The sequence below is a fragment of the Methanosphaera sp. A6 genome (genome assembly GCF_001729395.1).
Taxonomy (GTDB): Archaea; Methanobacteriota; Methanobacteria; order Methanobacteriales; family Methanobacteriaceae; genus Methanosphaera; species Methanosphaera stadtmanae.
Window position 1 is genome coordinate 1 of sequence record NZ_MAIF01000047.1, and the last position, 6,159, is coordinate 6,159.

The 6,159-nt window shown below is 27.4% G+C and carries 4 protein-coding genes; all 4 read left to right on the plus strand.

The genetic code is table 11. The features are described from left to right. Positions 1-123: 123 nt before the first annotated feature. The 4 genes from A9758_RS01540 to A9758_RS01555 are packed head-to-tail and all read left to right on the plus strand — an operon-like array spanning position 124 to position 5,954. Positions 124-1,245 carry a glycosyltransferase family 4 protein gene (locus A9758_RS01540; RefSeq protein ID WP_011405670.1) on the plus strand — a complete coding sequence of 374 codons (1,122 nt, stop codon included), beginning with the start codon at positions 124-126 and terminating at the stop codon, positions 1,243-1,245. Next, positions 1,242-2,429 (plus strand): glycosyltransferase family 4 protein, encoded by a 1,188-nt coding sequence (locus A9758_RS01545; RefSeq protein WP_011405669.1) that lies wholly within the window; start codon positions 1,242-1,244, stop codon positions 2,427-2,429. The genes A9758_RS01540 and A9758_RS01545 overlap by 4 nt, the downstream gene beginning before the upstream one ends. Before the next feature lie 11 nt (positions 2,430-2,440). Further along, complete coding sequence (locus A9758_RS01550; protein ID WP_011405668.1) at positions 2,441-4,831, plus strand: DUF2206 domain-containing protein; 2,391 nt, start codon at positions 2,441-2,443, stop codon at positions 4,829-4,831. A gap of 16 nt (positions 4,832-4,847) precedes the next feature. Next, entirely contained in the window at positions 4,848-5,954 is a 1,107-nt protein-coding gene (locus A9758_RS01555; protein WP_011405667.1) for a glycosyltransferase family 4 protein, read from the plus strand. The last annotated feature ends 205 nt before the right edge of the window (positions 5,955-6,159 follow it).

A 6,159-nucleotide genomic window follows, 5' to 3' on the forward strand; every position in this document is an offset into this window, starting at 1 on the left:
AATCTATTAAATAATTATAATAATATATATTTATATTAATATAATATGAAAAAATTTTAGTAAAAAGTCATGTGATATGTTAGATACCTTTTTTCTAAATAAAAAAAATGTGAGGTTTTATTTTTGAAGATTATACAGACCCCAGTTCGATTTTATCCATTTATTGGTGGTGTTGAACAGTATGTTTATTATATTTCTAAACAATTAGCTATGTATGATAATTGTGAAGTTAAGGTAATCTGTGCTAAGCAACCAGAAAACACTCCAACTAACCAAATATATGATAACATATCAATTAAACGTCTTAAATATTATGGAAAGATTGCAAATACTAATATTACTCCAAGTCTTCCAAGAACACTTCTTAGTGAGAATTTTGATATTGTCCATACACACATTCCAACTCCATGGAGTAGTGATTGGAGTAATATAATTTCAAGAATTAAAAATAAACCACTTGTAGTAACATATCATAATGATATTATTGGAAATGGTTTTGCAAATACAATTGCAAATATTTACAATAAAACTGCACTTAAATTTCTATTAAATAAGGCAGATAAAATTATAATAACACAGGATAATTATATCAAATCAAAACACTTACAAAATTATAAAGATAAGATAACTACCATTCCAAATGGTGTTGATTCATCATTGTTTAAGCCTAATAATACTAAGCGACAAAAAAACCAAATATTTTTCCTAAGTGTTCTTGATAAATTTCATAAATATAAAGGTCTTGACTATCTTCTTGAAGCTTTAGTTTATGTTAAAAAAGAAATACCTACTGTTAAACTTGTTGTAGGTGGAAAAGGTGAACTTCTTGACTTTTACAAAGAAAAAACTCATAAATTAAAATTAGAAGATAATGTTGAATTTAAGGGATTTTTAAGTGATAGTGATGTAATTGAAAACTATGCCAATTCAGAACTATTCATACTACCATCCATATCATCACTTCAAGAGGGTTTTGGAATTGTAGTACTTGAGGCACTCTCATGTAAAACACCAGTTATTAGTACTGATATTGTTGGTGTTGCAGATGATGTTATTAAAACAAATAGTGGTATTATAATACCTCCAAAGGATACACAGGCACTAACCAATGCAATAATAAAAATACTTACAGATGATAATCTCAAACATAATATGGGTGAAAATGGACGAAAACTAATACAACAAAAATATGAATGGAGTGAGATTGCAAAGTCAATATATGAACTCTATGAGGAGTTATTATGAAAATATGTTATATTACAAATCTCTATCCACCACATGTTCTTGGTGGTGCAGAAATAGTTGTTAAAAAGATTGCTACACAAATGGCAAAAAAACATACAGTTATAATTATTACAACAAGTCCTGATAATAATCCTCATACAATAAAACAGGATTCTATTATAATATACCAATTAAATACCACTAAATTATATCCTGTTTATAAACAAACTGAAGCTTCTGGAGTTAAAAAACCATTATGGCACCTATTTGACCTATGGAATAACGATACATACAATAAAATAAGACAAATACTCATAGATGAAGATATTGACATAGTACATATAAATAACTTTAAGGGATTATCATTATCCTGTTTTAAAGCAGGAAGTGATCTTAATATTCCTATAGTATTTGAATCACATGATTTTTCATTAATATGTCCACGAGCTAATTTAATTAGGGGAAACAACACTTTATGCAAGAAAAGAAATTTTTGTTGTAATAGTTATGTGAATATTCAAAGAAAATTACTTGATAACCATGTGGATTTACTTATTTCTCCATCAAATTTCATGATTAATAAGTTTAAAGAAAATAATTTCTTTAGAAATACGTCTTCTGTTAAAATACCATTAGCTATTGAATGTAACACTAATAAAACAAGAAAAAGTTATGATACAATTGATATAACATATATTGGAACTCTTGGAAAACATAAGGGAGTACAAACACTTATTGAAGCATTTAAAAGTATTGAAAATAGAGATATTAAATTACACATCATAGGAAAGGGTTATGATGAAGAAGAATTTAGAAAATTAGCTGAAAGTGATGAGAGAATAGTATTTCATGGATTTGTAGATAATAGTAAGATACAACATTTCTATGAATTATCCAATGTGATTATTATACCATCTATTTGTTATGATAATTCTCCTCTTGTAATATATGAAAGTTTTAGTAATTATACACCAGTTATTGGAAGTAATATTGGAGGAATTCCAGAGTTAATAAAGGATGGCGTTAATGGTTATCTTTTTGAGCCTGGAAATATTTATGATTTAAAAGAAAAATTAGAAAAGATAATTAATAATAGAGAATTACTGGTAGATTTAGAAAATAATGCTGGAAAATCATTACCAGTTGATTCTATGAAGGTTATGATAGATAGTTTAATAAATGAGTATGATAAACTTTTAATTTAGGAATAGGTACTATGAATTTTAGAAATATATTTACATTAAATGATTGGAAATTTAGGGAATTTCTATTAGTAGTTGTTACTATTCAAGTTTTAATGTGGATTGTTGGTATAGTTTCCATAAATAAACATATTCCAATATTTGGAGATATTGTTACATTGTTATATCTTGGATTTATTCCAGGTATTATAATATTAAGGATTTTGAAACTACATGATCTTGGAAATACATTTACAACACTTCTTAGTGTGGGTTTGAGTGTTATATCAGTACTTCTTGTTGGCTTGTTTATGAATCAGATTTATCCACTACTTGGAATTACTCATCCTATTGAGAATATACCGTTACTTGTTACATTTACACTGTATAATATGGGTTTACTTGTAATTTCCTATTTTAAAGATAGGGATTATTCTCATGAAAGTAGTTCTAAGTTAAGTATGGATTTGATAACATCAAACCAGTTCCTATTTATCTGTCTATTACCGCTTATTGCAATTATTGGAGCATATACTCTACAGTATTATGGTAATAATCAGATACAAATAGGTCTTCTTCTTACAATATGTTTACTTGTAATTTTAATGGCTTGGGGACATTTGAAGAAGGAGTATTATCATCTGGCAATATTCAGTGTTGCAATATCCATACTATATTATAGTGTACTTATATCAAATCATATATGGGGTTATGATATCTTCTTTGAATACCAGTTTGCAACTTATGTTATTAAAAATGGTATTTGGGATTATACATGGCCACATGCATATAATGCAATGTTAAGTGTTGTAATGTATGCACCAATATACAATAAGTTATCAGGAATGACATTAACATGGATATTCAAGTTTATTTATCCATTTTTATTCTCACTAATAAGTATTGGTTTGTATAAGATATTTGAAGAACGTACTGGTAGTAAAGTAGCATTTTTAGCAGCATTTTTCTTTATTGCTTATAATGGATTTTCATATGGGTGGATGGTTCAAATGGCAAGACAGCAGATTGCTGAAATATTTCTAGTGCTTCTTGTATGGTTAATGGTTGATAGAAAAATACCTCAGAATAAACGTAAGATTTTATATTTACTCTTTGGAATTGGGTTGATACTCTCACATTATAGTGTAACATACCTATTTATGTTTGTATTACTTGCAACCATAATAACTCTAACAATTCTTAGTAGTAGTTTTGGAAATATTATAAATACAATCTTATTGAAAATGGGATTTGAGAAGAAATACTTTGGTAAATATCTTAAAATAGAAAATCAAACTATAAGTCTTCCTTTATCCTTGTTTTTCATAGGATTTATCATAATATATTATTCTCTTACTGCTGATAGTAAGCCTATAGCATCGTTATTTGATGCATTGAGCATAGTGTCAAAAAATGTGAATTCATTACTTACAAAGGGCGTTATTAATCCATTATCCATAACAATAGTAATTGGCGTTGGAATTATTCTACTTGTAATATGTTATAAGATATTTAAGAGAATTTCCCGTGATGTTGATATTAATAATGTTACACAACACCCAATAATTAAGGATACTATTATGAAAGTAAAGAATATGTCCTTAAAACGTAAATACATGTTAATGGTACTTGTTACAATTATTACAATAGTACATATCTGGTGGCCTTTTAAGTACATGGATATTGTAAGTATTAATGCTCAACGTGTAATTCATTTATCTGTTTACTTCATAATTGTTGGATTTGTAATGAATATAATCAGGCCTAAATATTTACATTTCACAAAGGAATATAATACATTTGCATTATTTAACTTAGTAATACTTGCATGTGGATTATTCATACCTGCATTTAGGGATCAATTAAGTCTACAAAGAATATATGAGGTTACATTTGTAGTACTAGCACCATTTTGTGTAATTGGACTGTATTATATTTGTAGTGCTACAATAAGTTTAATAAAATCCACAAGCTTTAAAGAGAAAAATAGAAGTATAATGAAGGTTATTGGTATTTTCATGGTGTTGTTTTTCATACTCAATACTGGATTAATTGATCTTGAATTAGGACAAAGTTCAACACTACCACTTGATAATACAATTGATGCTCCACTATTTAGTCAAGGAGAGTATGCTGGAGTTGCATGGTTTAAACAGTACTATTCAAATGAGGGAAATGACACACTATTTTCTGATGCTTTTAGTAATATTCTTCTCTACTGGCTAAATGATATACATACAACAAATCCTAAAAACACGACAGATATGGAACCTGGAAGCTATATGTTCCTACGTTCAAATAATATTGGTCATAAAAGTTTCTTATATGGAGCTGGAAACTACATACCAATTACTGAAGGAATAGAAAAATCTAACAAGATTTATGATAATGGAGATTCACAGTTATATAAACGTGTAATAGTATAGAAAGAGTGGTATCATTATGGAAAAAACAAAAATATTATTTACTCATAATACTGCAATGTGGTATAGATTACCATTTTTCAAGCAACTTGCTAAAATCTATGATTTAGACTTGGTATTTACACATATAAATGTTATAAGTGATGTTTATGAGAGCGATATTTCAAGTAAAATAAAGGGACTTGAAGATGTTGATTATACAATTCTAGATAATAGTCATGGATTTGCAAGAGGACTTATAAAAAAAGCATTTGCAGATTATGATATTTTAATTGGAGGAAGTTGGGATACACCCCAAGAACTAATAGAAACAATCATATTATTCACAATTACACAAATAAGGAAAAAACCATTTATAATATGGAGAGAAGACTGGGATTGGCCAAAAAAGAAAAATCTAAAAGAAAAGATTTTAGAAAGAATAATAAAATTTCTATCAAACAATACAAGTGCAATACTTGTTCCAGGATCACTACACAAATCATACTTTCAAAATAAAATCAAAGTAAAACCAGAAAAAATCTTTATAATGCCAAATGTAAGTAACATCACAGGATTCAAAAAGAAAGCTCTTCCCACAAATAAAAAGAAAATATTATATGTTGGAAGACTCATACCACGAAAGGGAGTTAAATATCTTCTTGAAGCATATGAACAATTGAATATTAGTGATACTGAACTTATCATTATAGGTACAGGTCCTGATGAAGAAAAATTAAAGGAATATGTTAAGAAAAATAACATGAAAAACGTTGTATTTACTGGTAAAATTGAAAATAATCAATTAAAGAAGTATTATAATGAAAGTTGTTTAGTTGTAATACCTTCTATTAATGAAGGTATGGGTGATCCTTGGGTATTTGTATTGAATGAAGCAATGTACTATGAAAATCCAATTATTGCTACTGATGCTGTTGGAGCAGCACCTGATATGATAAAAGACAATGGATTTATTGTTGAAGAAAAAAACAGCACCCAACTTAAAGAAGCTATGCTTAAAATATTATCTGATGATAAATTACAGGATATGATGAGTAAAAAATCTCGTAAAATAATCTGTGAAAAGTTTCAATACTCCAACATGGTTGATGGATTTAACAGAGCCATTAGTTATGTTAAAAAATAACCTCCCCCTACTTTTATAGAAAATATAAACAAGATACTAAACCATCATATTTTGTTTACAATTCTATATATCTTAATAGATATGAACATATCTTGAATTAATTAATGATACCTCCAAAAAAAAATAATACTAAAACCACAACATTATAGAAGTATTTAATTAACTAAAAATCATTTTTCTAATTATTATTTCTAGAAAAAATAAT

What these genes read in the sequence shown, in the direction of transcription:
- A9758_RS01545 (WP_011405669.1), top strand. Translation starts at nt 1,242, where the DNA reads ATGAAAATATGTTATATTACAAATCTCTATCCACCACATGTTCTTGGT.
- A9758_RS01555 (WP_011405667.1), top strand. Translation starts at nt 4,848, where the DNA reads ATGGAAAAAACAAAAATATTATTTACTCATAATACTGCAATGTGGTAT.
- A9758_RS01550 (WP_011405668.1), top strand. Translation starts at nt 2,441, where the DNA reads ATGAATTTTAGAAATATATTTACATTAAATGATTGGAAATTTAGGGAA.